The following is a 25,006-nucleotide window of genomic DNA, read 5'->3' on the forward strand; positions in this document are numbered from 1 at the left end:
GGGGGAGACAGTTGAGACAAGGTGTAATTATGTTGCTAATCGTATCGTTAGTATTAGCAGCGTGTACCCCTGATTTTGGAAAAGATGAGGAAATCGTGCAAGAAACCGATAAATCGACGGAGCAAGCGATTATTCCGAAATATAAAATTTCCGATGAATATTACCGGACGATTTTGCCTTTCAAGCCGGGCAAAGCAAGAGGGCTTGTCAATTATACCGTTTATAACCGTCTTGATATTAATGAGCTTGAGACTGGATTAATGAGAATTGCTCTAGAACATTTCGATCCGGAAGACTATTTTTTCCAAGAAGGCCAATATGTAACATCTAAAATGGTGGAAGAGTGGATTGGCAGACAAAGTGAAAAAAATGTAGAAGGCATGAACCCGCCGTTAAATGAAAAAACGGCAACAACCGAAGATTTCCGTAAAAACCCAAAATATTTATCCCATGTTTTAGAGCACAACTATTTGAAGAAAACGAATGACAACAAAGTAGAGCTTGGTGGAATTGCCATCGGATTGGCTATGAAGTCTGTCTATAATTTTAATGAACCAACGATGGGCTATCCAAGAGAAGAACCAATTTCTCTTCAAGAAGCGGAAAAGCAAGGGAAAGCGATGGCGCAGCAAGTGTTGCAGCGGCTTAGAAATATAAAAGCGTTGGACGGCGTGCCAATTGTTATTGCTTTGTTTTTAGAAAAGCCGAGAGAATCGGTTGTTCCGGGAAATTACTTTGCGAAAGCATATGTAAGCGGAAATGCTAGTTCTATTTCGAAATGGGAAACCATTAATGAAAGATATGTGCTATTCCCATCGCAAGAAGGGAAAGACCAATACTATGATGATTACACGAGAGTGATGAATTTTAAAAGCGATATAGAACAATATTTTCCTAACTATGTCGGTGTCATTGGCCGAGGCTATTATGTTGATGACCAGCTGCAAGAAATGACGATTGAGATTCCGATCCAGTTTTACGGCAAAGCAGAAATCATCGGCTTTACCGAGTACATCACCGGCTTAATGATGGACCATTTCCCGCCTTACATTACTGTCAACGTGTATATTACATCGATTGACGGACAAGAAGCTTTAATTAGAAGAAATGGCGGCGAAGAAAAACCGTTCGTTCACATTTATCGCTAGAGACCTGGGGAAAAGCCTGTTGCCCTAAGAAATTTATTTGATGTAAAGGTTGACTTCTTGCTCTAAAAAAATTTATTTGAGGAAAAGGGACGGGCCTTTTCTTTTAAGCATTCTATTTTAGAGAAGTAGGTACGCCCTTCTTGTTTTGTGAATTCATTTTGAGGCAAGAGGCTAATCCTTTCGCTATATGAAATTTATTTGAGGCAGGAGACGAGTTCTCTTGTCCATATTTTTGTCAAAGTTTGTGGCTTGTAAATAGTGTTTTTGTTGAGAGCCAATTAATTTGTTAACAGGTTGAAACATAGTGGGAATTGCGGCATCTCTTGAACAAACGTATTCATTTTTGGTATCATCAATGTATTGTGTTTTATTATTTCTTGGGAAATACTGTCGAAAATTTTCTCATAATAAGGAAACCTTGCAGTGAATAATTTTTCCATTTCAAATATGGAAAGTTTGAATTTAAATAACATAGATTGGGGGGAACCGGATGTCACGCATAACGATTGAACAAGTGAAACATGTTGCTCATTTGGCAAGATTAGCAGTAACTGATGAAGAAGCTGAAAAATTTACAAAACATTTAGATGCAATTATTGAATATGCTGAACTATTAAATGAATTGGATACGGAAAATGTAGAGCCAACAACTCACGTGCTTGATATTAAAAACGTATTAAGAGATGATCAGCCGCGAAGCTGGCTCACACAAGAAGAAGCATTGAAAAATGCACCGGATCAAAAAGATGGTCAATTCAGAGTACCATCAATTATTGAATAGGGAGAGGAGGTTGCTTTATGTCGCTATTTGAACATAAAATATCTGAGCTACATCAAATGCTCCATAAAAAAGAAATTACAGTAACAGATTTAGTTGATGAATCATACAAACGGATTGGCGAAGTAGAAGATCAAGTAAAAGCATTTATTACATTAAATGAAGAAGCTGCCCGCGAACAAGCAGCAAAACTTGATGAGGAGCTTTCTTCAAGAGATCAATTCGGGCTATTATTCGGGATGCCAATTGGCGTAAAGGATAACATCGTCACAAAAGGATTGCGGACAACTTGCGCAAGTAAGATTCTTGCCAACTATGATCCTATTTATGATGCAACTGTGACGCAAAAATTACATAACGCAGAAGCAATTATTATTGGTAAATGTAATATGGATGAATTCGCGATGGGTTCATCAAACGAAAATTCTGGTTTTTATCCGACAAAAAACCCTTGGAATCTAGACTATGTGCCAGGTGGTTCAAGCGGTGGCTCAGCAGCAGCTGTAGCAGCGGGCGAAGTTCCATTTGCTTTAGGTTCAGATACTGGCGGCTCTATTCGTCAGCCAGCTGCTTTTTGCGGTGTTGTAGGCTTGAAACCAACATATGGCCTTGTTTCTCGATTTGGGCTGGTGGCCTATGCATCTTCTTTAGATCAAATCGGTCCAATTACAAGAAATGTTGAAGACAATGCTTATATTTTACAAGCAATCGCAGGTCATGACAAAATGGATTCAACATCTGCCAATGTTGACATTCCTGACTATTTATCAGCTTTAACAGGCGATGTAAAAGGTCTGAAAATTGCAGTACCGAAAGAATACATCGGTGAAGGCGTAAGAGAAGATGTCAAAGAAGCGGTTATGAATGCCTTGAAAGTGTTGGAATCTCAAGGTGCTGTTTGGGAAGAAGTTTCATTGCCGCATTCAAAATATGCTGTAGCAACTTATTATTTATTAGCATCATCAGAAGCATCTTCAAACCTATCACGTTTTGATGGCGTCCGCTATGGTGTTCGTTCTGATAATGCGAAAAACGTCATTGATTTATTTAAAATGTCACGCAGCGAAGGTTTCGGCGATGAGGTTAAACGCCGCATTATGCTCGGAACGTTTGCTTTAAGTGCTGGATATTATGATGCTTATTATAAAAAAGCACAAAAAGTACGTACGTTAATTAAAAATGATTTTGAACAAGTATTTGAAAAATATGATGTAATCATTGGACCAACAAACCCAACACCAGCATTTAAAATTGGTGAAAAAACAAATGATCCGCTAACTATGTACGTAGAAGATATTTTAACAATTCCTGTAAACCTTGCTGGCGTACCGGGAATTTCCGTTCCATGCGGATTCTCAAGCGAAGGCTTGCCAATCGGTTTACAAATCATTGGTAAGCATTTTGATGAAAGTACGGTCTATCGTGTAGCTCATGCTTATGAGCAAGCAACAGATTTTACACGGCAAAGACCGAATCTGTAAGGGGGGACGAGAAATGGCATTTGAAACAGTCATTGGACTTGAAGTCCATGTAGAGCTAAAAACAAAAACAAAAATTTTCTGCGATTGTGCTAATGAATTTGGCGCAGCCCCTAACAGCAATACATGTCCGATTTGCCAAGGGCATCCAGGAGTTCTGCCGGTCGTTAACCGTCAAGCCGTTGAATTTGCGATGAAGGCTGCGATGGCATTAAACTGTGAAATTGCACCAATTACAACTTTTGACCGGAAAAACTATTTTTATCCGGACAATCCGAAAGCTTACCAAATTTCACAATTTGACAAACCGATCGGCCAAAATGGTTGGATTGATATTGAAGTGAACGGAGAAAAGAAACGAATTGGCATCACACGGATCCATATGGAAGAAGATGCTGGAAAATTAACGCATACAGGCGACGGCCATTCGTTAGTAGATTTGAACCGTCAAGGAACACCGCTCATTGAAATTGTATCAGAGCCGGATATTCGTTCACCAGAAGAAGCATATGCTTATTTGGAAAAATTAAAATCGATCATTCAATATACAGGTGTGTCCGATTGTAAAATGGAAGAAGGCTCTTTACGATGCGATGCTAATATTTCGCTTCGCCCAGTCGGTTCAGAAAAATTCGGTACGAAAACTGAGTTAAAAAACTTAAACTCATTTGCCTTTGTCCGTGCTGGCCTAGAGTATGAACAAAGACGTCAAGAGCAAGTGCTGTTAAGCGGTGGTATCATTGAGCAGGAAACACGCCGTTATGATGAAGCGAAAAAGAAAACGATTGTCATGCGCGTAAAGGAAGGTTCTGATGATTATCGTTACTTCCCTGAACCTGACTTAGTTCAAATTGAAATCGATGAAGAATGGATGAACCGCGTTCGTTCAGAAATACCTGAACTACCAGATGCACGCCGTGAACGTTATGTGAATGAGCTTGGTCTGCCAGCGTATGATGCATCTGTATTAACTGTTTCTAAAGAAACAGCTGATTTCTTCGAAGCGACAGTTGCAGCCGGTGCTGAGCCAAAACAAGCTTCAAACTGGATCATGGTTGAGCTTTCTGCTTACTTAAATGCTAACAATATTGAACTGCATGAAGTAAAATTGACACCAGAAGCATTGGCAAAACTGATCGGCTTGATCCAAAAAGGAACAATTTCTTCGAAGATTGCCAAAGATGTATTTAAAGAACTAGTAGAAAACGGCGGCGATCCAGAAAAAGTCGTTGAAGAAAAAGGTCTTGTACAAATCTCTGACGAAGGCGAATTGCGCGGCATCGTTGCAGAAGTAATAGCGGCTAATCCGAAAGTTGTTGATGACTATAAGAGCGGCAACAAAAAAGCAGCTGGCTTCTTTGTCGGCCAAATCATGAAAGCAACAAAAGGAAAAGCGAATCCGCAATTAGTCAACAAGCTAATTGCCGAAGAACTGGACAAGCTATAATACATTTAGCACCTATACGGATACATGAAGTATTCGTGTGGGTGCTTTTGTGTTCACGGCTAGTTTTTAACAAGATTTTAATTACTATTGGAGGGTAATATGAAAAACATACGAGAACGCAAGATTCAATTATTTCAACAGAAAAATAAAGACAAAGCCCGGCTGCTCATTTCTTGTCCGGATCAACCGGGAATTGTTGCAGCTGTTTCAAAGTTTTTATATGAGCATGGAGCAAATATTTTACAGTCTGACCAATATTCCGAAGATCCGGAAGGCGGCGGCCTCTTCTTTATGCGGATTGAATTTACATTGCCTAACCTAATCGGACAAGAAGAAAAACTGGAAAAAGATTTCGAACCAATTGGTAAGCAATTTAAAATGGATTGGCGATTTGCTTATGCTTACCATATTAAAAAAATGGCTATTTTTGTATCAAAGCAAGATCATTGCTTAATGGAGCTATTATGGCAATGGCAAGCAGGTGATTTAGTAACCGATATTGCTCTAGTCATTAGCAATCACCCTGATCTTGGTCCAACCGTTGAGCAATTCGGAATCCCTTTTTACCATATTCCGGTTACAAAAGAAACAAAACGAGAAGCAGAGCAAAAACAGCTCAAGCTGCTTGAAGAATACAATATTGATGTATCAGTTTTAGCCCGTTACATGCAAATCCTTTCACCGGAATTTGTAGCTCAACAACCACTTAGAATCATAAATATTCATCATTCGTTCCTGCCGGCATTTATCGGTGCAAGACCGTATGAGCGGGCTTACGAACGCGGTGTAAAAATCATTGGGGCAACCTCCCACTATGTAACTGATGATTTAGACGAAGGACCAATTATCGAACAAGATGTGCAACGCGTCAGCCACAGCCACACTGCCGAAGATTTAAAAAGAATTGGCCGCTCCGTTGAACGAAGCGTCTTAGCCCGAGCAGTCGTATGGCATTTAGAAGATCGCATTATTCCTTATAAGAATAAGACGGTGGTTTTTAATTGACTTTGAAGTGTTTAATTTTTGAGGAAAGTTGTAAAAAAGTAATATATTAACTGAAAACATATAAATACGTTACTCTAGGAAAATATAATTTTAAAAGGAGTGTCACTACTTGGAAATAGGAGTAGATGATCTCCTTTTTTCTATCCAATTTTAATGAGTAATTCAAATACTTCAGTATCTAAAATCCACTTATTCTAATTTCTTTCTCACTTTTATAATTCTTCAATATATATACCAATAGGTAAAATAATTTGACAAAATATTGAAAATTTGAAAATAAAAGCAAGAAATTTGGAGGATTTTTAGGAAAAACGTTGAATACTAAAAATAGGTCTAATTATTCATAAAATAGTGGTGAGAATATGAGATTACAAATTAAGTTTACTCCATTGGAAAATAATATGCTTACACTTCCTCTAGAAAAATATCAACAAGTTCTACAAGGCGCTATTTACAAAAACATTGCGGATCAAGATTTTTCTACGTTTATCCATGACGTTGGATTTCAGTATGAAAAACGAAGATTCAAGCTGTTTACTTTTTCTCAATTGAAAGGCTTAAATAAAGTAAATTTAAAGGACAAAACAATTACTTTTTATAATCAAATTTCTTGGACGATCAGCTCTGTTTTACCTCAATTTATTAGGTTCCTTGGACAGTCATTTTTACAAACTGAATTCTTTGAATTATTTGGACAAAAAATGGTTGTTGTAGAAATTCGATATATTGACTCCGCTAGTATTGAAGCATCGAAATGTAAAATTAAAATGTTATCTCCTATAACAGTATATAGTACATATGTGGACCGAATAGGAAAAAAAATAACCCAATATTATTCACCCTCTGATCCAGCTTTTTCCTATCTCATTATTGAAAATTTATATAAAAAATACGAGGCTTTTTATGGACAAAAAACGAATGACCAAATATCAATTTGCCCAATAGGAAATAAGCATAAGAAAATTGTTACCCGTTTTAAAGGATTTATTATTAATGCTTGGAGTGGGGAGTATTTGCTAGAAGGGGATCCGAAGTTAATTAGTTTTGCGTATGATGTGGGCCTTGGCCATAAATGTTCAATGGGATTTGGCTTATTTGAAATTATCAAAACTAATGATCTTACCTAACAGGAATTGATATAAAGGAAGGAGGTACTTTTAAAAGCAAAACTTTATTCATAGCAAAAGAAAGGAGGAAAATTCGTTTGATTGAAAATATTCGATATTTAGGGAAGCAAGCATTAAAAGAAAATAGTTCCATTATTGAAAATTTAGTTTTACCGATACCTACAAGTAAAAAGAAACAACATATTCTTATTGTGAACTTTGATTTAAACCAAAAGAAACTAATTTTAGAAAGTTATGAAGTTCAAGATTCCTCCCCAATAGATTTTATTTGGATTGGTTCAGCTGATGCTTCTAATAGTCCTCAGTGGTATGGAACAGTTACGAATATAGAGTATTTATTAAATCAAACTATACCTAATTTAATTGAACGCTGGGATCGAAATGATCCGTTTTATAAAAAATTGCAAGATGTTATTAAACATTTTTTCTTAGACTTGAAAATTTCAAAAAAGAGTGATGAAAGATATAGATTTGTTATAAATCCTCAATTTCTAAATGGAAAAATTACAACAGATGATGCTAAAAAGGCAAAAGGAGAAGTAACAAAATTATTTTATGATTTTTTGCAGAAGGAAAAAGGATTAAAGCAAAATGATATTTTTGCCTATTCTCTTGCTATAAATGGAGAACTAGTAGTAAAAAAACCGGAATATCAGTCATTGGTGATAAAAGAAAAAATTAGTGTCTATGAAAATAACGAAAAAGGCATTTGTTCTATTACGAATACAGAAGACTATATAACTGGAGTAACGACTAAACTAAAATTTAATTATTATATTAACGACAAAATTAACTTTGCCAGTAATATAGAAGAAAAAAATTTCATAAAAAATATGGCAATTGGTAAAAAAGCTTATCAGGAAATTTTGGCGGGCGAGGCATTTATATTAAGGCATTTAGATACTAGGTTTGGCAGTACCTTAAAATGCTACGTCATTCCAGAGTTTTTATTTGAGCCAGAAACAAATATTCCATTTAAAGAGTGGGGAGAAATTATTCAACAACTTGTAAACACTGTAAAGACAGTGGAGATAGTAGAAAATTTAAGACGGGAAACATCCAGTTTAATGCGACGTAGAGAAAAGCAAAATCTATTAATGCTTAATTTTTTGTTTTATGTTCAATCACAGAAATCGTTAAAAATTAGTAAGTTAATTGAAAATGTTCCTATTTCAAATGTCGTAGAGTTGCATAATGCTATGATCGATGCAGAAAAAATAGGAAAAAATTATTTTAGTTCAGGATCATGGAAAGTTGGTCTAAATCAAATATATTACTTAATTCCGATGAAAGAACAAAGAGGAGAAAATTACGAAAAACGCAAAATTCTCTTAGTTTATGAATCGTTGCTTGGGAAAAAGAGACTTGATTATCAATGGTTAATAGCACAATTGACACATCTCGGAAAAGTCTATTATTATGAACAATTTAACTCTTACCAAATAAATGAGAAAAATGCTGACTTTGGTTTGGTTAGAGCGATGCTGCAATGCCAATTGCTGTTATCAATTTTTAATAAATTAAACTTATTGAAAGGGGGAAATTTCTTAATGAGCGAAAAGATTTTTTTCCAATTAGATGATGATGTAATTGTAGATTATTTAACAGAAATGAGATTTAATCAAGCGGCAAGTTCGATGTTTTTATTAGGTGTATTAATTGCTGAAGTTGGTAGTAAACAATATCAAGAAAGAGGTAGTAAAGCAATTCTACATAAAATTAATTATCAAGGAATGGGAAAAAGAAAAGTACAAGCATTATCGGTTGATGTATTCGAAAAATTATCACAGTATAAGTTATTGTATCCAAATATTGAAAAAATTTATGCAGAACATAAACGTTTATTTGATGAAAGTCTAGTTAATTGGAAGTTATCTGACCGTGAAACAGTGTTTTACTTGTTATCTGGTTATTCTTTTGGCACTGATAGAAAGTTAAAGTTTCAAAGAAATAAAGAAAACCTTAAAGAACCTGTAAAAAACTAAAGAATACTTCATTTATAAAAAAATAATTATTTGGGAGGTTGCTTATGAAAAATAGTGAGATTCTTTTTATCTATGATGCTAAGTTAACAAATCCGAACGGTGATGCTGATGATGAAAATCGTCCAAGAATGGACTATGAACGATCTATTAATTTAGTAAGCGATGTCAGATTAAAAAGATATATCCGTGATTATTTGCAAGATAAAGGATACGAAATATTTGTAGGAAAAGTAGATGACAAGACAGTTAATGCTACTGATCGACTCAAAAATTTATTTGGAAAATATGATGGAAAAATAAATTTGAATAAGATTGGTATTGAAGAACAGACTTGGATGTTAGATCAATTAATTGATGTGCGCATGTTTGGAGCCACCATGCCAATTAAATCTGAGGAATCTAAAGGCAGTTCAATGATATTTACTGGACCAATTCAGTTTAACTGGGGTTATTCATTAAATAAAGTAAGTCTTGTAGAATCTTCTACAATTACTTCTCATTTTAGTTCTGAATCAAGTAATGAACGAGGTTCAATGGGAAAAGATTACCGCTTGTATTACTCTTTAATTGCTTTTCATGGAGTAGTAAGTGCTCATAGAGCGGAACATACAAGGCTAAAAATAGAGGATGTTCATGAATTGGATATGGCAATGATAAAAGCGATTCCGCTTCAAGCAACAAGAAGTAAAGTTGGTCAATATCCACGGCTATATATGCGTGTTCAATATACAAATAAAAATTTTATAAGCGGCGATTTCCGAGATTTGCTGGAACTTCAACAAAATGAAGGTTTAAGGAGTATTTCTGAAGTTGAACTTGATGTTAGTAAGTTAATAGAAAAATTGAATAGCATCAATGAAAAAATTGATGCGATTTATTTTTGGCAGGATCAAAACTTATTACTAAAATATAACGACCAAATGGGATTATTTTATGATTTAGTTCCTGACTCAGTGAGAAACAAAATAATACTGCTGAATGAGGTAGAGGAGGCCTCATTGTAGGAGGAATGACGGTGAAATCTATCTTAGTATTTGATGTTGTTGGAGCTATGGCACATTTTCGTAGATTTGATACAAATTCTTCTTCTTTGACATATTCCTTTCCTCCAAGAACGGTTATTTCAGGTGTAATTGCTGGGATTTTAGGTTTTAAAAGAGATTCTTATTATGATTTATTTCAACCAGAGCTAGCTGATATAGGACTATCTGTATGCACACCTCCTAGAAAAATTATGCAAACAATCAATTATATGTTTGTAAAAAATAAAAGTGATTTGAATAATAGCAAGGGACATACCCAAATACCTGTAGAATTTTTATTGTCGGATGTAGATTCAAATGGAAATTACCCACCTTTGCGGTTTCGAATCTTTTTTCGACATGAAGATGAAGAGTTAATGAAGGAAGTAAAGGAAAGGGTTATAAAAAGTGAATATATTTATCCCCCATATCTTGGGTTGTCGGAATTGTTAGCAAAGTTAGAGTGGGTGGAAGAAGTGCCAGCTTCTAATATAGAGAAAATAGAGACTGATGATGTTGAGATGATTCATACAGTATGTAATATGAATTTTATTAAAGAAAGATCAATTCAATTTATCAATAATAACAGCATTCCTCTTGTATATAGAAAGGAAAAAATGGCCCGCTCTTTTAATGCTGATCGCACAATTAAAGAGACTGCAAGTTATTTATATGAAAAATCAAATTTAATTAAAGCGATTCCATCGATACCTTTTTTACGATTGAAAGGTGAAAAGGGAACGACTAATTTGCTATTTATGTGAGGAGAAAAAAATGGAGTTTTTATCACATAAAAATCCAAACAAATATTTACCAGACCATCTCAATGAAGTTGCAAATTTTATAAAAAAAATGATTATGGATGCACCTATACTTGAAAAGGATAGGTGCATTCTTATAAAACTAGCAACAATCATTGGTTTAACGCATGACTATGGGAAGTTCACATTATTCTTTCAACATTATTTACAAACGGGTGATCAAGAACAAAATACTCATCAACACTCATTTATTTCTGCCTTTTTTACTTCCTTTATAATTAGAAAATTATTTAATTTCAATGATGGGTGGCAGAAATATGCTCCTTTAATCGGGTATTTTGTTGTGCTACATCACCATGGAGATCTCCGTGCTGTTCAACAAGATGTTATAGATAGTTTTGACTATTTTGAGAATAATCGATTCCCTGATTCGAATCTAGAAAAAAGAGTAAATATTATGAAGAAACAAATAGAAGACCAAAAAAACTATTCTAAATATATAGAAAACGAATATAATTCCCTTTTTATAAAACACGGTTTTCAGCAAAATATTGCAATAGAAGAATTCTTAAATGGGTGGGAAGAATATATTGAGCTTTTAGATGATTTATTATTTCAATGGAAAACCGAAGAGAAGGATGAAACGGTAAAGGAAAAAGTTTATTTTTATACGTTAATCCTGTACTCAGCTTTAATTGATTCAGATAAACATTCCGCAGCAAATTTAGCATTTGCTCAAAGAAAAAGAATAGAAAGTCATTTGGTCGATCGGTATCGTAAAGAAAATTATAATTTAAAAGAAACTTCTGGTGTCAATGGATGGAGAAATGAGATTTACAACACTGTAATGAACACTAATTCCAATGTTAATTTACACGAACAAAATCTGTTCACTTTAACGTCTCCTACAGGATCTGGAAAAACATTGCTATCATTTTCACTTGCTTTAAAATGGCGTGAGGAAATTTTTAAAAAGGAAAAATATTATCCACGAATTATTTATGCACTTCCATTTACTAGTATCATTGATCAAAATGAAAAGGTTCTTCGGAATATTTTAGCCCAGATTGAAGACTACAAAATAAGTGAAAGTAATTATTTAGTTAAGCATCATCACTTAGCGGAAATAATATACAAAGAAGAAAATAAGGAAAAGCCAATTCGTGATTCGATGCTCTTAGTTGAGAGCTGGGAGTCAGAAGTAATCGTTACCACTTTTATTCAACTGTTTTATTCTATTATTGGGTACAAAAATCGTTGGCTAAAAAAGTTCCATAATATAGCTGGGTCTATCATTATTTTAGATGAAGTGCAAAATTTACCAATCGAATATTGGCCTTTAATTCAATATACACTAAATAGTCTAGCAGAATTATTTAATTGTAAAATCCTGTTACTTACAGCAACACAGCCTTTAATTTTTGATAAGGAACAAGCTGTTGAGCTGCTTAAAGATGATAAAGGAAACAATCCAGAAGTTTATTTTAAACAAATGAATCGTGTAACTCTTATGTTAAAGTCAAGGGAAGGTTACCAAATTGATGAATGGATTGACTTATTTAAAAGTGAGTTTGAAGAGGGCAATAATTATCTTGCTGTTTTTAATACGATTAAATCCTCTATAGATGTATATAAAAATATTAAGTCTTGGATAAATGAAATGCAATTAAATTATGAAGTGATCTATTTGTCAACAAATATAGTTCCGAAAGAAAGAAAACAGAGAATAGAAAAGATACGTAACGACATTGAAGAAGGAAAGCAAGTTATATTAATTTCAACTCAAGTAATAGAAGCAGGAGTTGATTTAGATTTTGATATTGTTTATAGAGATTTAGGACCAATTGATTCAATTATCCAAGTTGCAGGAAGATGTAATCGTAACGGAAGAAAAAAAAGAGGTTATGTATATGTTACTCCGATTAAAAGGGAAAAAGTTTTTGAGTCTTCAATCGTTTATAAAAAACTTCATACTGAAATAGCATTAGAAGTACTTCCTGATCACCCAATAGATGAACCACAATTTTACCATCTAATTAACAATTACTTTAATAATGTTACAAAAAGAAAGAACCAAGATGATTCTAATCATATTTGGAATGCAATGAAAGCATTAATTTTTAATGATATTTATGGAAACCTAGGAAAAGTTGCTATATCTAATTTTAAATTAATTGATGATAAGCCTCTTTACGTAGATGTTTTTGTAGAAATAGATGATGAAGCTAATAAAATTTGGGAGGAATACGAAACAAAAGTAAGGAATGAAACGGATTTCGATCGGAGATATGAAGCTGACTTAAGGTTAAAGAATAAAATTAAGCCTTATATCGTTTCAGCCCCTATTAAATTGGTGAAGGGTTTAGCTTCTGATGAAATGAAAATGCCGTTGTATTTACCCAATTATTTATTAACACAATATTACGCCTTGGATATAGGGGTAATAAGAAGTGCAGAGGATGTTGAAGCATGGGTTATGTAATGCCGGTAACAGGTACACACATTTGGTATTATTTTATTTGCAAAAGGGAAGTGTGGTTAATTATTCATAATATTGCAGCAGATCAAGAAGATGAAAATTTGGAAATTGGCCGGTTTTTATCTGAAAATACGTATAAAAGAAATAAGAAAGAAACGTTAATTGGAAATATTGTTGTGGATCGAATTAGGCGAGAAGGCGAACAAATTGTCATTGGAGAAGTTAAGAAATCTTCAAAATACAAAACTAGTGCAAAATATCAATTACTTTATTATTTAGATAAATTACGAGAAATGGGGATCAATGCAAAGGGAGAATTGCTATTTCCAACAGAAAAGAAAAAGGAATTAATAGAATGGACGGAAGAAGAATCAATAAAACTTTCAAAGGTTATAGAGGATATAAGAAAAATAGCGAGGCTACCTAAACCGCCAAAACCTGAAAAAATATCTTTTTGTCGGAACTGTGCTTACCGTGAATTCTGTTGGGCGGAGGAATAATCATGAAAAAAACGCTTTACATTTTTCAAAACGGTGAATTGCGTAGGAAAAGTAATAGTTTATATTTTGAATCTGAAGAACGGAAAAAATATATCCCAATTGAAGATGTAAGTGATATTTATATTTTTGGAGAAGTTGACGTATCTAAAAAGTTTTTAGAATTTGTATCTCAAAAAGAAATTTGTTTACATTATTTTAATCATTATGGTTATTATATTGGCACATTTTATCCTAGAGAACATTTAAATGCGGGATATATAGTAATTAAGCAGGCTGAACATTATATTGATAATGTAAAAAGAATAAATTTAGCAAAGAAATTTGTGGATGGATCTATTGGGCAAATGATGCAAGTATTAAAGTATTACCGCAACCGAATAGTTGAAGGGAAAGAGGAAATCGACAAAATAGTAAATGACTTAGTAAATAATAGAGAATTATTAAAGGATTGTGGCTCAATAGAAGAATTAATGGCGGTTGAAGGGCATTCAAGAGAGAAATATTATAAAACATTTGATTTTATTTTAAGAAACGATGATTTTAAATTTGAAAAAAGAACGAAACGCCCACCATTAAATCGATTAAATGCACTAATTAGTTTTGGAAATTCCATTTGTTATACAACCGTCCTCAGCGAAATATATAAAACATATTTGGATCCACGAATTGGCTTTCTACATGCAACTAATTTTCGTAGATTTTCTTTAAATTTGGATGTAGCTGAAATTTTTAAGCCGATTATGGTTGATCGATTAATTTTCACTTCAATTAACAAAAAAATGATAACCAAAAAAGATTTTGATAAGAACATGGAAGAAATTATTCTATCTGAAGATGGGCGGAAAAAGTTTATAACAGAACTAGATAATAGAATGAAAACAACAATAAATCATCGGCACCTCGGCAAATCTGTTTCTTATCGGAGATTAATCCGATTAGAATTATATAAGATTCAGAAACATATTATGGGTGAAAAAGATTACGTTCCTTATCAATCACTTTGGTAGGTGAAAAAATGTTTGTTATTCTAGTATATGACTTTGCAGAAAAAAGAGTAGGAAAGGCATTGAAAATTGCTAGAAAGTATTTACATTGGGTGCAAAATTCTGTTCTAGAAGGTGAAATCTCAAATGCAAATTATTATAAACTAAAAATGGAATTAAAAAGTATTATGAATCCAGAAGAGGATTCAATCATCTTTTATACATTTCGTACTCAAAAGTACTCTAAACGGGAAGAATTAGGACTGAAAAAGGGTGGAGATGAGAATATCATTTAGTATTTTTTGTCGTCGACCTCCAATAATGCAAAAATGTCTGGGGATCGACGACAATTTCATTTTGGAATAAAAACGGAGAAAATTAGATGTTTTTAAAGAAATTTCAAGATTATTTTAGTTTTAATTCAAAGTTAAAATTGTTGAAGGAAAAAAAGAATTTTTTATAGAAATATTGATATACCGCATATTTTTGGGGTTTTGATATTACCTATGAGGAATTGAAACAATCACCATTTTTATATACATTCATTTCCGTAAAAAAGTTTTGATATTACCTATGAGGAATTGAAACCAAGGTTGTTCCTTTACAACTTGAAAAAATTCAAGGTTTTGATATTACCTATGAGGAATTGAAACTCTGTATATCTGTAAGGATTTAATTTGAAGTATTGAGTTTTGATATTACCTATGAGGAATTGAAACATTGGTATGCACGCGGAGGTATATTTGATAGACCGGTTTTGATATTACCTATGAGGAATTGAAACATTGGAATTTACTTGTTTCTTTCGAGAGGCAAGGAAGTTTTGATATTACCTATGAGGAATTGAAACCAATAAAAAAGACACTACATTAATCAAGTAGTGTCGTTTTGATATTACCTATGAGGAATTGAAACACTGTTGAGCGAGTATCTTATTTTTATCAATTTGTGTTTTGATATTACCTATGAGGAATTGAAACCATCAAGAATTTGTGTGCAAGAGGTAGAATAAAGGGTTTTGATATTACCTATGAGGAATTGAAACATTTTTACGTTTTTAAAACTTCATTGGCGATTTATGTTTTGATATTACCTATGAGGAATTGAAACTACACTCGTTTTAACACCGCTTCGCCGTCAATCAACGTTTTGATATTACCTATGAGGAATTGAAACTGATGAACTTGGTGTGCCGGCGATTACGGAACTCCGTTTTGATATTACCTATGAGGAATTGAAACATAGATTCCCAAAATGGATCACCATATCTAAAAGAGTTTTGATATTACCTATGAGGAATTGAAACAATGATTTGTTTGAAGAAGTTGCGAAAGAAGCAATGCGTTTTGATATTACCTATGAGGAATTGAAACTGGAAACTACTGCGGTTGTAACTTCTGCTATGCTTGGTTTTGATATTACCTATGAGGAATTGAAACTTTATTGCTTCTCATCCAACTCCGCTTCTAATTCAGTTTTGATATTACCTATGAGGAATTGAAACACTCCTCTAAATGTTCGATTAGTTCTTTTCTATTTACGTTTTGATATTACCTATGAGGAATTGAAACGCGCACTCATCCTCTAATGTCTTGTCTTTTCCATCTGTTTTGATATTACCTATGAGGAATTGAAACACATAAAAGTAACATATGAAGTATGGGAATATTTCCGTTTTGATATTACCTATGAGGAATTGAAACTGGAATGTGGACGTTTGGTTCAATAACAGGACAGTGTTTTGATATTACCTATGAGGAATTGAAACCCGCTAATCTTCCATCTATTTCCCATTTTGTTAACAGTTTTGATATTACCTATGAGGAATTGAAACTAGTCATTGGCCACAACTTTTTCGATTGGAACTAATGTTTTGATATTACCTATGAGGAATTGAAACTTGGTTTTGCATTTGCTATTGATGAAAGCATATCTGCAGTTTTGATATTACCTATGAGGAATTGAAACCTCGTTCATAACTCATAATTCGTTCGACTTGGTCAATGTTTTGATATTACCTATGAGGAATTGAAACATACTAACATTTCCCCAACTATTTTCTAGGTATTGAGTTTTGATATTACCTATGAGGAATTGAAACATTTATAATCGTAGTGAAAATAATTGCCTGCGCTTAAGTTTTGATATTACCTATGAGGAATTGAAACTTTCCGATAAGAAGGTGATGAAATGAAAGAACAACTTGGTTTTGATATTACCTATGAGGAATTGAAACCGGACTATTCCAATACTCGCGAATCGACGTATCGAGGTTTTGATATTACCTATGAGGAATTGAAACTTTTCTCTTTATTATTATCTTCTTCAGCTTCTACATGGTTTTGATATTACCTATGAGGAATTGAAACTCAAACAGGAATTCGTTGAGGATGAAATCGGCAATCAGTTTTGATATTACCTATGAGGAATTGAAACTGATCATAAAAATTAATAATTGCTTTTTCTTCATTTGTTTTGATATTACCTATGAGGAATTGAAACAATCCTCAACATTCGCTTTACCAGCCAATACGTTTTCGTTTTGATATTACCTATGAGGAATTGAAACTACTTCAAACAATACTGTTTCTAATTTATTAACCCGTTTTGATATTACCTATGAGGAATTGAAACCAAATTGTAACCCCCATGTATTTTCATTCATTTCAAGTTTTGATATTACCTATGAGGAATTGAAACTCATCTAAATTGCACCGTTTCATCTCTGACCACGGAGTTTTGATATTACCTATGAGGAATTGAAACGAACTTTTTTCTCTAATTGCATATCTAACAACCCCGTTTTGATATTACCTATGAGGAATTGAAACTTTGTAAAGTTCATTGAGTTGTTCAATTGTCAAATCGTTTTGATATTACCTATGAGGAATTGAAACTACTACTAAACTTAGGTTTTGAAAATGGTAAATTTGGTTTTGATATTACCTATGAGGAATTGAAACAAACAAATAAAATTAATATTTAAAAAATGGAGTGAGTTTTGATATTACCTATGAGGAATTGAAACATAGTTGTAATCCGAACAATATAAGCACCACCATGGTTTTGATATTACCTATGAGGAATTGAAACATCAATATAGTTTCATAGGTGCTGAAACGAGTTAGGCAGTTTTGATATTACCTATGAGGAATTGAAACCGGAAATGGTGCCTAAATTAAAAGGGAAATTCGATGGTTTTGATATTACCTATGAGGAATTGAAACACGTCTGCTAAAGCTTTTTGTAACCCTGTCGTTTCCGTTTTGATATTACCTATGAGGAATTGAAACTATATATATTGATGCAAACCTGTCCCGCCGGTCGTGTTTTGATATTACCTATGAGGAATTGAAACTAAGTAACTTGTAAAGTACCTTTTAAAAAAAATTTCTTGTTTTGATATTACCTATGAGGAATTGAAACCTTTCGGTCTTGAAAAAGTTCATATCGCTTTTTCCGATGGTTTTGATATTACCTATGAGGAATTGAAACTCAAAAAAGTTGGCTCAATTGAGTAAGCGTATTAGGGTTTTGATATTACCTATGAGGAATTGAAACCCTACGTAAAACAAAAATTTCCGCCTCCGCCGTTTGAGTTTTGATATTACCTATGAGGAATTGAAACCCCACGTCTAACGCAGAAGTAGTTAATTTTATGGAATTGGTTTTGATATTACCTATGAGGAATTGAAACTCGTAGATGGTGTCGTAAAAAACGAAATCTGGATTTGTTTTGATATTACCTATGAGGAATTGAAACTAGGCTGTTTTGTTGGTGCCCTTTGTATGCTCTATAGTTTTGATATTACCTATGAGGAATTGAAACTTTTATTTTCATATATGTATTTTTGTAATTCACCATGGTTTTGATATTACCTATGAGGAATTGAAACATGGATATGGTTGAGGATCAAAACGAAAATGTTATTTGTTTTGATATTACCTATGAGGAATTGAAACATTGGTTTTCATAAGTTTTAAGCTGTTCCTCTATTTCCTTGTTTTGATATTACCTATGAGGAATTGAAACAGCAAAAAACTTAAAGAACAAGGTATCGAGATTTAGTTTTGATATTACCTATGAGGAATTGAAACTTTTTTCCGTCAGTTAATACTTGTTTGAATCTGCTCAGTTTTGATATTACCTATGAGGAATTGAAACTGATTTCTGACAATGAAAATATGCCTGTACAATATAAGTTTTGATATTACCTATGAGGAATTGAAACACATTTTCGAAGAGGATCACGTCAATTCACTTCAAGTTTTGATATTACCTATGAGGAATTGAAACTAAATGTTCCAAGCAGTGCTTTTTCAGCTATCATTGTTTTGATATTACCTATGAGGAATTGAAACAATATCTCGCGAGGATGCACTATGCTTGCATTTAAACTGGTTTTGATATTACCTATGAGGAATTGAAACCAATTTTGTTGAATAGAGTGTATTTTTGGCGATTTTTGTTTTGATATTACTGTAAACGGGCACATTATTTTGGCAAAAAGCTCCCGTTTTTTATCAAATTAGAACAGATTTTTTCACAAACCCTTTGTGAATATTCACAGTCATTTATGAATATTTATACCGAAAATGGCTTTACATGGAGCCTCTATGGGCATGATTTCAAAGCCAAGAAGCCACCTGTTTCAAGGGTTGGCTTTACCATGCAAGGTTATCATGCCCATCTCTCCATGTAAAGCCGTGCTACAAAGATTATGCAGAAATTACTTCCGATATAATTTGAAAATCACAATCTGAAATAAAGTGGAAATTTACAATATTACCTATGAGGAATTGAAACTTCATATTCACTTTTACTAATCTTTGAGTACCTTCAGTTTTGATATTACCTATGAGGAATTGAAACTTTGCTTGCTGATAAAGTTCCAAACTCCAATTCAATCGTTTTGATATTACCTATGAGGAATTGAAACTTTGCATACAATACGAAATCGAACTTGCGAAATATACAAAGTTTTGATATCGGATTACTCCCCCGAATTTTAGACAATTACACCCTTAATCTCCCATTACCCTCAGTTTTTTCATTTTTTGTTCTCTATTGTTATTTTATAAAGGCCGAGTTTACTTTACATTGATCTCCTTTAGGCATATTCTCCCGCCGAGAAGCCAGCTGTTACAACATTAGGCACTGCCAAACAACGGATTCATGCAAGCACTTTCAAGTCATGCTGGCGCTTCACCCCTATACAGAACTTCCTAAACCGGTACTTCTTTGATTCTATTCGGTACTGATTGCTGTTTTTTATAAAATTCTTGCGGTGATAAATCTAGAATACTAGAATGCATGTGTCTATCTGTGTAATATTCCATGGATTCCACAATCACTTGATAGACTTCTCCATACGTTCCAAATTGCATTCTGGATAGAAAATTTTCCCCATAGACTTTTTTCCGTCCTCTTTTGTGAATAACTTGTTTCTGGACATCCCTCACTTTTTTTCTCTTCGACAAGGTAATTTTTTAAAAAGCATATTGTTCAAAATGGTTCCGCTTTCCTTTACAATTCTAGGATTTTGTGTATTTATTTCAAATATTTAGGAGGATTTTACTGCGAAAATGTAGAAATTATATAAGAGTATATTATTTTATAGGTAAAAGGGAGGAGGGAAATCTTTGAATAGTAGTCGTTCTTTGATTTTTGCAGAAAGTGTCATAACAAATGCCCTTTTTAAACGGATAAAAAATATTTTTCCAGCAAAATCAGATGAACTTTTGGAATTACTCCTAACGAGGAAATGGGGAAAAGAGATCGTTGAACATTGGCAAAATGAAAAACAATTTGAACACCTCTTCCAAGGTTTAGGAGAAAAGGTGGATGAGCAAGCCATTCCTCTTGTTTCAATTTTTAGCGAATTACATATACAACCAAATCAAACTACCGAAAAACGTTATTATGAGCCAATGCAATGGAAGGAACCTGTTTATAATCCGACATTAACTGAAAGTCCATCGAAAGAAAATCTACTTCTCCATTGGCACATGATAATAAATTCATGGAAGCAATTTATTCAATTTGCTCCTGAGGATCATTCAATTAGAATTTCGTCCTTTTTAGATTGGTCTGAAAATTGGTTATCAAGTGTTCCTGTAAACAAAAATCTTCAATCTATTCCCCTTTCTATACATCTACGATTAATGCATGCTTTAGCGATTGTTTGTGGAGTAAAATGTAAATCTTTCAAACTACTTTTAGGGGATGTTTCAGGCATTCAATCTTACCTATTTGATATTGCCCATATTGGAGCGGGAAAAATTGCCAAGAGGTTACGTTCAAGAAGTTTTACATTAGGTCTTTTAGCAGATGTTGTTTCACATAAGTTACTATTGGATGCCAGGTTGCCTATCTCTAACCTTATTCTTTCCGCAGGCGGTATTTTTTACGTCATTTTGCCGTCATCTTATGAAACGAGAGATTGGAAAAAAGAAACGAATAAATTTTTATATGAACGGTTCCAAGGCTCGATCGTCCTTCATAGTTCTGAGAAAGAGATTCATCTACTTGAAATGACAAAAAGATTTCCTGAATTACTGACGTCTTGTTATGAAGGTATTCAACGATCAAAAGGAAAACCATTTTTTGATTTGTTGCAAAATGATGGTGCATGGAATGATCAAATGTTCATCCATGATTCAAAACAAAATCGGGATGACCTTTGTAATGGGTGTAGAAAATTTCCGAAAGTAAATGAAGAATTTTGTGAGTACTGTCTGCTTGATGAAGATGTAGGAAAGAAATTAACACGTACGAATTATCTTTTGTTTAAAAAAGGTCATGGTACGATTCAATTTGAAAATGGCATAGCAGTTGAACTTTTGGAAACGTTGCCAATTTCAGTAGATGAATCTTCCTATTTAATTCAAGTATGGAATCAAGCAGACGCTAAAAAAGCACCAATTCAGTTCCATAGAAAATGGGTTGCCAATTATATTCCTGTTGCACCAAAAGGTGGTATACAATTTGCTGATAATTTAGAAGATGTACAAAACCTTCATGAAGGAGAACCATTGACTTTTGTTCATATGGCACAAGTAGGAAAAGGAAAGGATCTCCTAGGATATTTTAAGGCGGATGTTGATAATTTAGGAATGCTTTTTACAATCGGGTTTATAAAAGAAAGGCAAAAAGAGTCGCATTCATTTTCCCACATTTTAACGTTGAGTAAAATGTTTGAACGATTTTTTGCCGGTGGAATTAATCAGTGGTTACGGAATGAATTTAAGAATACTTATACCGTCTTCTCTGGTGGGGATGACTTATTCTTAATTGGTCCTTGGGAGGAAATATTAAAAGCTGCACAAGAAATTCGTTCAAGATTCCAAATATTTGTAGGTTCAAATCCAGAAGTCACACTATCAGCAGGTATCAATATACTAAAACCTAAAACCGCTTTGCCGCACGCAGCACAATTTGTTGAAAATGAGCTAGAAAATGCTAAAGAAAATGTAAACGTAATCCGAGCTGAAGAAAAAGGTCAATTTGGCCGGGATCAAGTATCTGTCCAAGGTTTTGTAATGGATTGGACGCATTTTAAAGTCGTTACAGATACATCAAAATTGTTAGCTAAATGGTGGCAATGTAATAAATTATCATCATCATTCATTTATCAATTAAGTACCTTTAGTGATATGTATAAAAAATATAAAGAGACTGGTCAAAATGAGTATTTGAAGTTCATTCCTTTATTGAATTATACGATTCAAAGAAATCTTATCGAAGGTAATATATTAAATGATAAAAATCGAGAGGATAAAGAAATCCTTGAGTGGCTAAGAAATCTTCAACAAGTGCTTGAACAAAAAAATAAATACCCGTTGCGTTTAAATGCGAATCTTTTATGGCATTACATGCACTTAATTACAAAGATCAGCAATTATTATCGGGGGGGATAATATGTCAAATGCTGTATTGAAGTCTGATTATTTAAAGAATGGTTATTTTGATGAGAATATGAAACCAAAAAAAGAGATATACATCGAATGGGCTCAGTATATTGCAGATGAATTTGCAAAACAGGGTGTAACAAGAGCTGCGTTACGGAGATTTTATGGGCAAGTAAAAGGTTTACAGCCATTATTAAAGAATGAAAACTTGTTTATGGAACACAAACATCGACTATATCCAATAAACCCTTTAGCAAACTATCAGTATAATCGGGAAGAAAATGGGCTACCATATATTTTTGTCCAATTTTTTGAAAAGAATTTAAAAGAGGCTGAAAAAAGCCATCTGCATTTTCAAGCATTTATCGATCACTTTCAAAGTATTATTGCTTATTTCAGAGGTAAGTAGTAAGGGAGAGGAGTTTTCGATATGTTATTAAAAAAGATTATTGAAATTAAAGGTATTCTTCATTGTGATACTGGTCTAAGAATAGGTGGCTCTAAAGATACCATCGAAATTGGCGGACTTGATAATCCGATCATACGTCATCCTATAACAGAATATCCTTATATTCCTGGTTCCTCTTTTAAAGGGAAATTAAGATCTTTATTAGAAAGTGTATATGGAAGAAAGTTTAAAGGCGGTGGAGAATTAACGGGTAAATTTGCTAGTAACCCATGTATGTGTGGAAAATGTGATATATGTAAAATTTTTGGGGCGCATCAAAATACGACGCATCAATTAGGCCCTACACGTTTAATTGTTCGCGATTTTCCTTTAACAGATGAATCTATAGAAAAATTAATAGAGGCAAGATTAGAGAAGGGATTACATTTTAGCGAAACAAAGGCGGAAAATACTATTAAGCGCGAATCAGGGACAGCGCATAACCCACGTGTTTATGAACGTGTCCCAGAAGGAACTGAATTCAATGTAAATATGACTCTAAAAATCTATGATATTGATGACCAAACGAAAATAGTAAATATCATTAAACAAGGGCTAAAGTTGCTAGAATCCGATTATCTTGGCAGTTCCGGTAGCAGAGGGTACGGGAAAGTATCTTTCAGAAACTTGCAATTCATAGAAAAAGATATATATGAAAAAATTTCTGTGGAGTAAGATGGACTATGAAACTATATGAAGTCCAATTATCACTAACGAGCCCTTTTAAAACAAATTGGCAAGGCGATATTTTGTTTGGCCATATGGCGTGGGCCTATCGTGAACGTTTTGGAGAAGAACATTTAACCCGTTGGTTGGAAACGTTTAAAGAAGATCCACCTTTTGTACTTTCGGATGGATTTATCACCAATACCTTGCCAAGGCCAATGATTCCACCACCGAAAAGGTCTTATCATACGAAAAAAGAAATGATAGACAATATTAGACAAGGAAAAAAAATTAAGAAACAACTTTTAGTCCATGTAGATGATTTTCGTGATTTTTTAGGTGGGAAGCCTTTAACTTTCTCTGATGAGGTTCAAGGTTCTTTTAAATCTGTTGTTGAAACGCACAATACAATCGATAGGATTAAAGGAACGAGTTTAGACGAAAACGGCCTCTATGAAGAGGAGAGCATCTTTTTATGCGGCTGTGACACAATTTCCTTTTTTGTACGTGTAAAAGATGAATGTTTAACTCTTTTTCTTGAGTTGCTAAACCAAGTAGCATTATCAGGATATGGAAAAAAAAGAAATATCGGATATGGGCAATTTTTTGTTAAAAAGTGTTGTGAAAGAGCTGATTTAGATTCATCCATGGAACTTGCGAATGGTGTTGTATGGATTAGCCATGGTGTGCCGAGTGCTAATGATCCAACCAATGGGTGGTATAAACTGCAAACGAAATACGGGAAGTTGGGTGGAAATATTACAGGGAAAGGAACCGTTTTTAAGAAACCTTTAACGAGAATTATACCTGGAGCTGTTTTTATAACAGATGATCCAAAACCATATTATGGACAAATGATTTCTAATATTTCTCCATTCAATCCGACCGTTGTTCAATATGCTTATGCTTTAGCCTTGCCTGTGAAACTACCGGAATATTTACAGCATGAGGAGTAACGGTAAATACGCTGTTAATGATCGAAATTCAATTAAATAATGACAAAGATTCAAATTAAAATGAAAGCGTTGCGATCTGATAAAAATCATCCTCTATATTAGGGGAATTTGGGGTGAAGAAAAACTAGGAATGTTGCTCCCATTATTAGAATTAGAAATGCAGTGATTGTTCATTTTTGCAAAACTGTATAAGTGGAACTGTTTTGCAAAACAGGCGACAACCTCAGAGGTTTAAACTTCCTCCGCCTATTAACAAAGGGGAACCCAAACAGATTCCATTGACTTGAGTTGGCGAGTTTTGAAAAGTTCTTA

Annotated in this window: 17 protein-coding genes and 1 CRISPR repeat array; all 17 genes read left to right on the plus strand. The window is 33.6% G+C overall.

The features are described 5' to 3' along the window. Positions 1–11: 11 nt before the first annotated feature. The 17 genes from HR057_RS14805 (at position 12) to csm4 (ending at position 24,694) form a co-directional block, all read left to right on the plus strand. Positions 12–1,148: a CamS family sex pheromone protein gene (locus HR057_RS14805; protein WP_173732226.1), complete on the plus strand. Its 1,137-nt coding sequence runs from the start codon at positions 12–14 to the stop codon at positions 1,146–1,148. A 490-nt stretch (positions 1,149–1,638) separates the two neighbouring features. Beyond that, positions 1,639–1,929 (plus strand): Asp-tRNA(Asn)/Glu-tRNA(Gln) amidotransferase subunit GatC, encoded by a 291-nt coding sequence (gene gatC / locus HR057_RS14810; protein WP_173732227.1) that lies wholly within the window; start codon positions 1,639–1,641, stop codon positions 1,927–1,929. 17 nt (positions 1,930–1,946) lie between these two features. Further along, positions 1,947–3,407, plus strand: coding sequence for an Asp-tRNA(Asn)/Glu-tRNA(Gln) amidotransferase subunit GatA (gene gatA, locus HR057_RS14815; protein ID WP_173732228.1), 1,461 nt, complete (start codon positions 1,947–1,949; stop codon positions 3,405–3,407). A 13-nt stretch (positions 3,408–3,420) separates the two neighbouring features. Then, positions 3,421–4,851 (plus strand): Asp-tRNA(Asn)/Glu-tRNA(Gln) amidotransferase subunit GatB, encoded by a 1,431-nt coding sequence (gene gatB / locus HR057_RS14820; RefSeq protein ID WP_173732229.1) that lies wholly within the window; start codon positions 3,421–3,423, stop codon positions 4,849–4,851. 99 nt (positions 4,852–4,950) lie between these two features. Beyond that, positions 4,951–5,856, plus strand: coding sequence for a formyltetrahydrofolate deformylase (gene purU, locus HR057_RS14825; protein ID WP_173732230.1), 906 nt, complete (start codon positions 4,951–4,953; stop codon positions 5,854–5,856). Between the two features lie 362 nt (positions 5,857–6,218). Next, a complete protein-coding gene (gene cas6 / locus HR057_RS14830; RefSeq protein ID WP_173732231.1) occupies positions 6,219–6,983 on the plus strand; it encodes a CRISPR-associated endoribonuclease Cas6 in 765 nt (254 codons plus the stop codon). A 77-nt stretch (positions 6,984–7,060) separates the two neighbouring features. Further along, positions 7,061–8,968, plus strand: a complete 1,908-nt coding sequence (locus HR057_RS14835) for a TIGR02556 family CRISPR-associated protein (protein WP_173732232.1) — start codon at positions 7,061–7,063, stop codon at positions 8,966–8,968. A 44-nt stretch (positions 8,969–9,012) separates the two neighbouring features. After that, complete coding sequence (gene cas7b / locus HR057_RS14840; protein ID WP_173732233.1) at positions 9,013–9,972, plus strand: type I-B CRISPR-associated protein Cas7/Csh2; 960 nt, start codon at positions 9,013–9,015, stop codon at positions 9,970–9,972. 11 nt (positions 9,973–9,983) lie between these two features. Continuing rightward, complete coding sequence (cas5b, locus tag HR057_RS14845) at positions 9,984–10,754, plus strand: type I-B CRISPR-associated protein Cas5b (RefSeq protein ID WP_329955896.1); 771 nt, start codon at positions 9,984–9,986, stop codon at positions 10,752–10,754. Between the two features lie 10 nt (positions 10,755–10,764). Beyond that, positions 10,765–13,233 (plus strand): CRISPR-associated helicase Cas3', encoded by a 2,469-nt coding sequence (gene cas3 / locus HR057_RS14850; protein ID WP_173732235.1) that lies wholly within the window; start codon positions 10,765–10,767, stop codon positions 13,231–13,233. Beyond that, complete coding sequence (gene cas4 / locus HR057_RS14855; protein WP_173732236.1) at positions 13,221–13,730, plus strand: CRISPR-associated protein Cas4; 510 nt, start codon at positions 13,221–13,223, stop codon at positions 13,728–13,730. Before cas3 ends, cas4 begins: the two co-directional genes overlap by 13 nt. Positions 13,731–13,732: 2 nt before the next feature. Then, positions 13,733–14,737 (plus strand): type I-B CRISPR-associated endonuclease Cas1b, encoded by a 1,005-nt coding sequence (cas1b, locus tag HR057_RS14860; protein ID WP_173732237.1) that lies wholly within the window; start codon positions 13,733–13,735, stop codon positions 14,735–14,737. An 8-nt stretch (positions 14,738–14,745) separates the two neighbouring features. Beyond that, positions 14,746–15,009 (plus strand): CRISPR-associated endonuclease Cas2, encoded by a 264-nt coding sequence (gene cas2, locus HR057_RS14865; RefSeq protein ID WP_173732238.1) that lies wholly within the window; start codon positions 14,746–14,748, stop codon positions 15,007–15,009. A 195-nt stretch (positions 15,010–15,204) separates the two neighbouring features. After that, positions 15,205–19,145: a CRISPR direct-repeat array (repeat unit 30 nt; unit sequence GTTTTGATATTACCTATGAGGAATTGAAAC). Positions 19,146–20,356: 1,211 nt separating this feature from the next. Next, positions 20,357–22,633, plus strand: a complete 2,277-nt coding sequence (gene cas10, locus HR057_RS14870; protein ID WP_173732239.1) for a type III-A CRISPR-associated protein Cas10/Csm1 — start codon at positions 20,357–20,359, stop codon at positions 22,631–22,633. A 1-nt stretch (position 22,634) separates the two neighbouring features. After that, positions 22,635–23,033, plus strand: coding sequence for a type III-A CRISPR-associated protein Csm2 (gene csm2 / locus HR057_RS14875; protein WP_173732240.1), 399 nt, complete (start codon positions 22,635–22,637; stop codon positions 23,031–23,033). Positions 23,034–23,054: 21 nt separating this feature from the next. Next, positions 23,055–23,747, plus strand: coding sequence for a type III-A CRISPR-associated RAMP protein Csm3 (gene csm3, locus HR057_RS14880; RefSeq protein ID WP_173732241.1), 693 nt, complete (start codon positions 23,055–23,057; stop codon positions 23,745–23,747). A gap of 8 nt (positions 23,748–23,755) precedes the next feature. Further along, positions 23,756–24,694 (plus strand): type III-A CRISPR-associated RAMP protein Csm4, encoded by a 939-nt coding sequence (csm4, locus tag HR057_RS14885; RefSeq protein WP_173732242.1) that lies wholly within the window; start codon positions 23,756–23,758, stop codon positions 24,692–24,694. Positions 24,695–25,006 lie beyond the last annotated feature (312 nt).

The organism is Calidifontibacillus erzurumensis (assembly GCF_013303125.1).
GTDB classification, from domain to species: domain Bacteria; phylum Bacillota; class Bacilli; order Bacillales; family Bacillaceae_J; genus Calidifontibacillus; species Calidifontibacillus erzurumensis.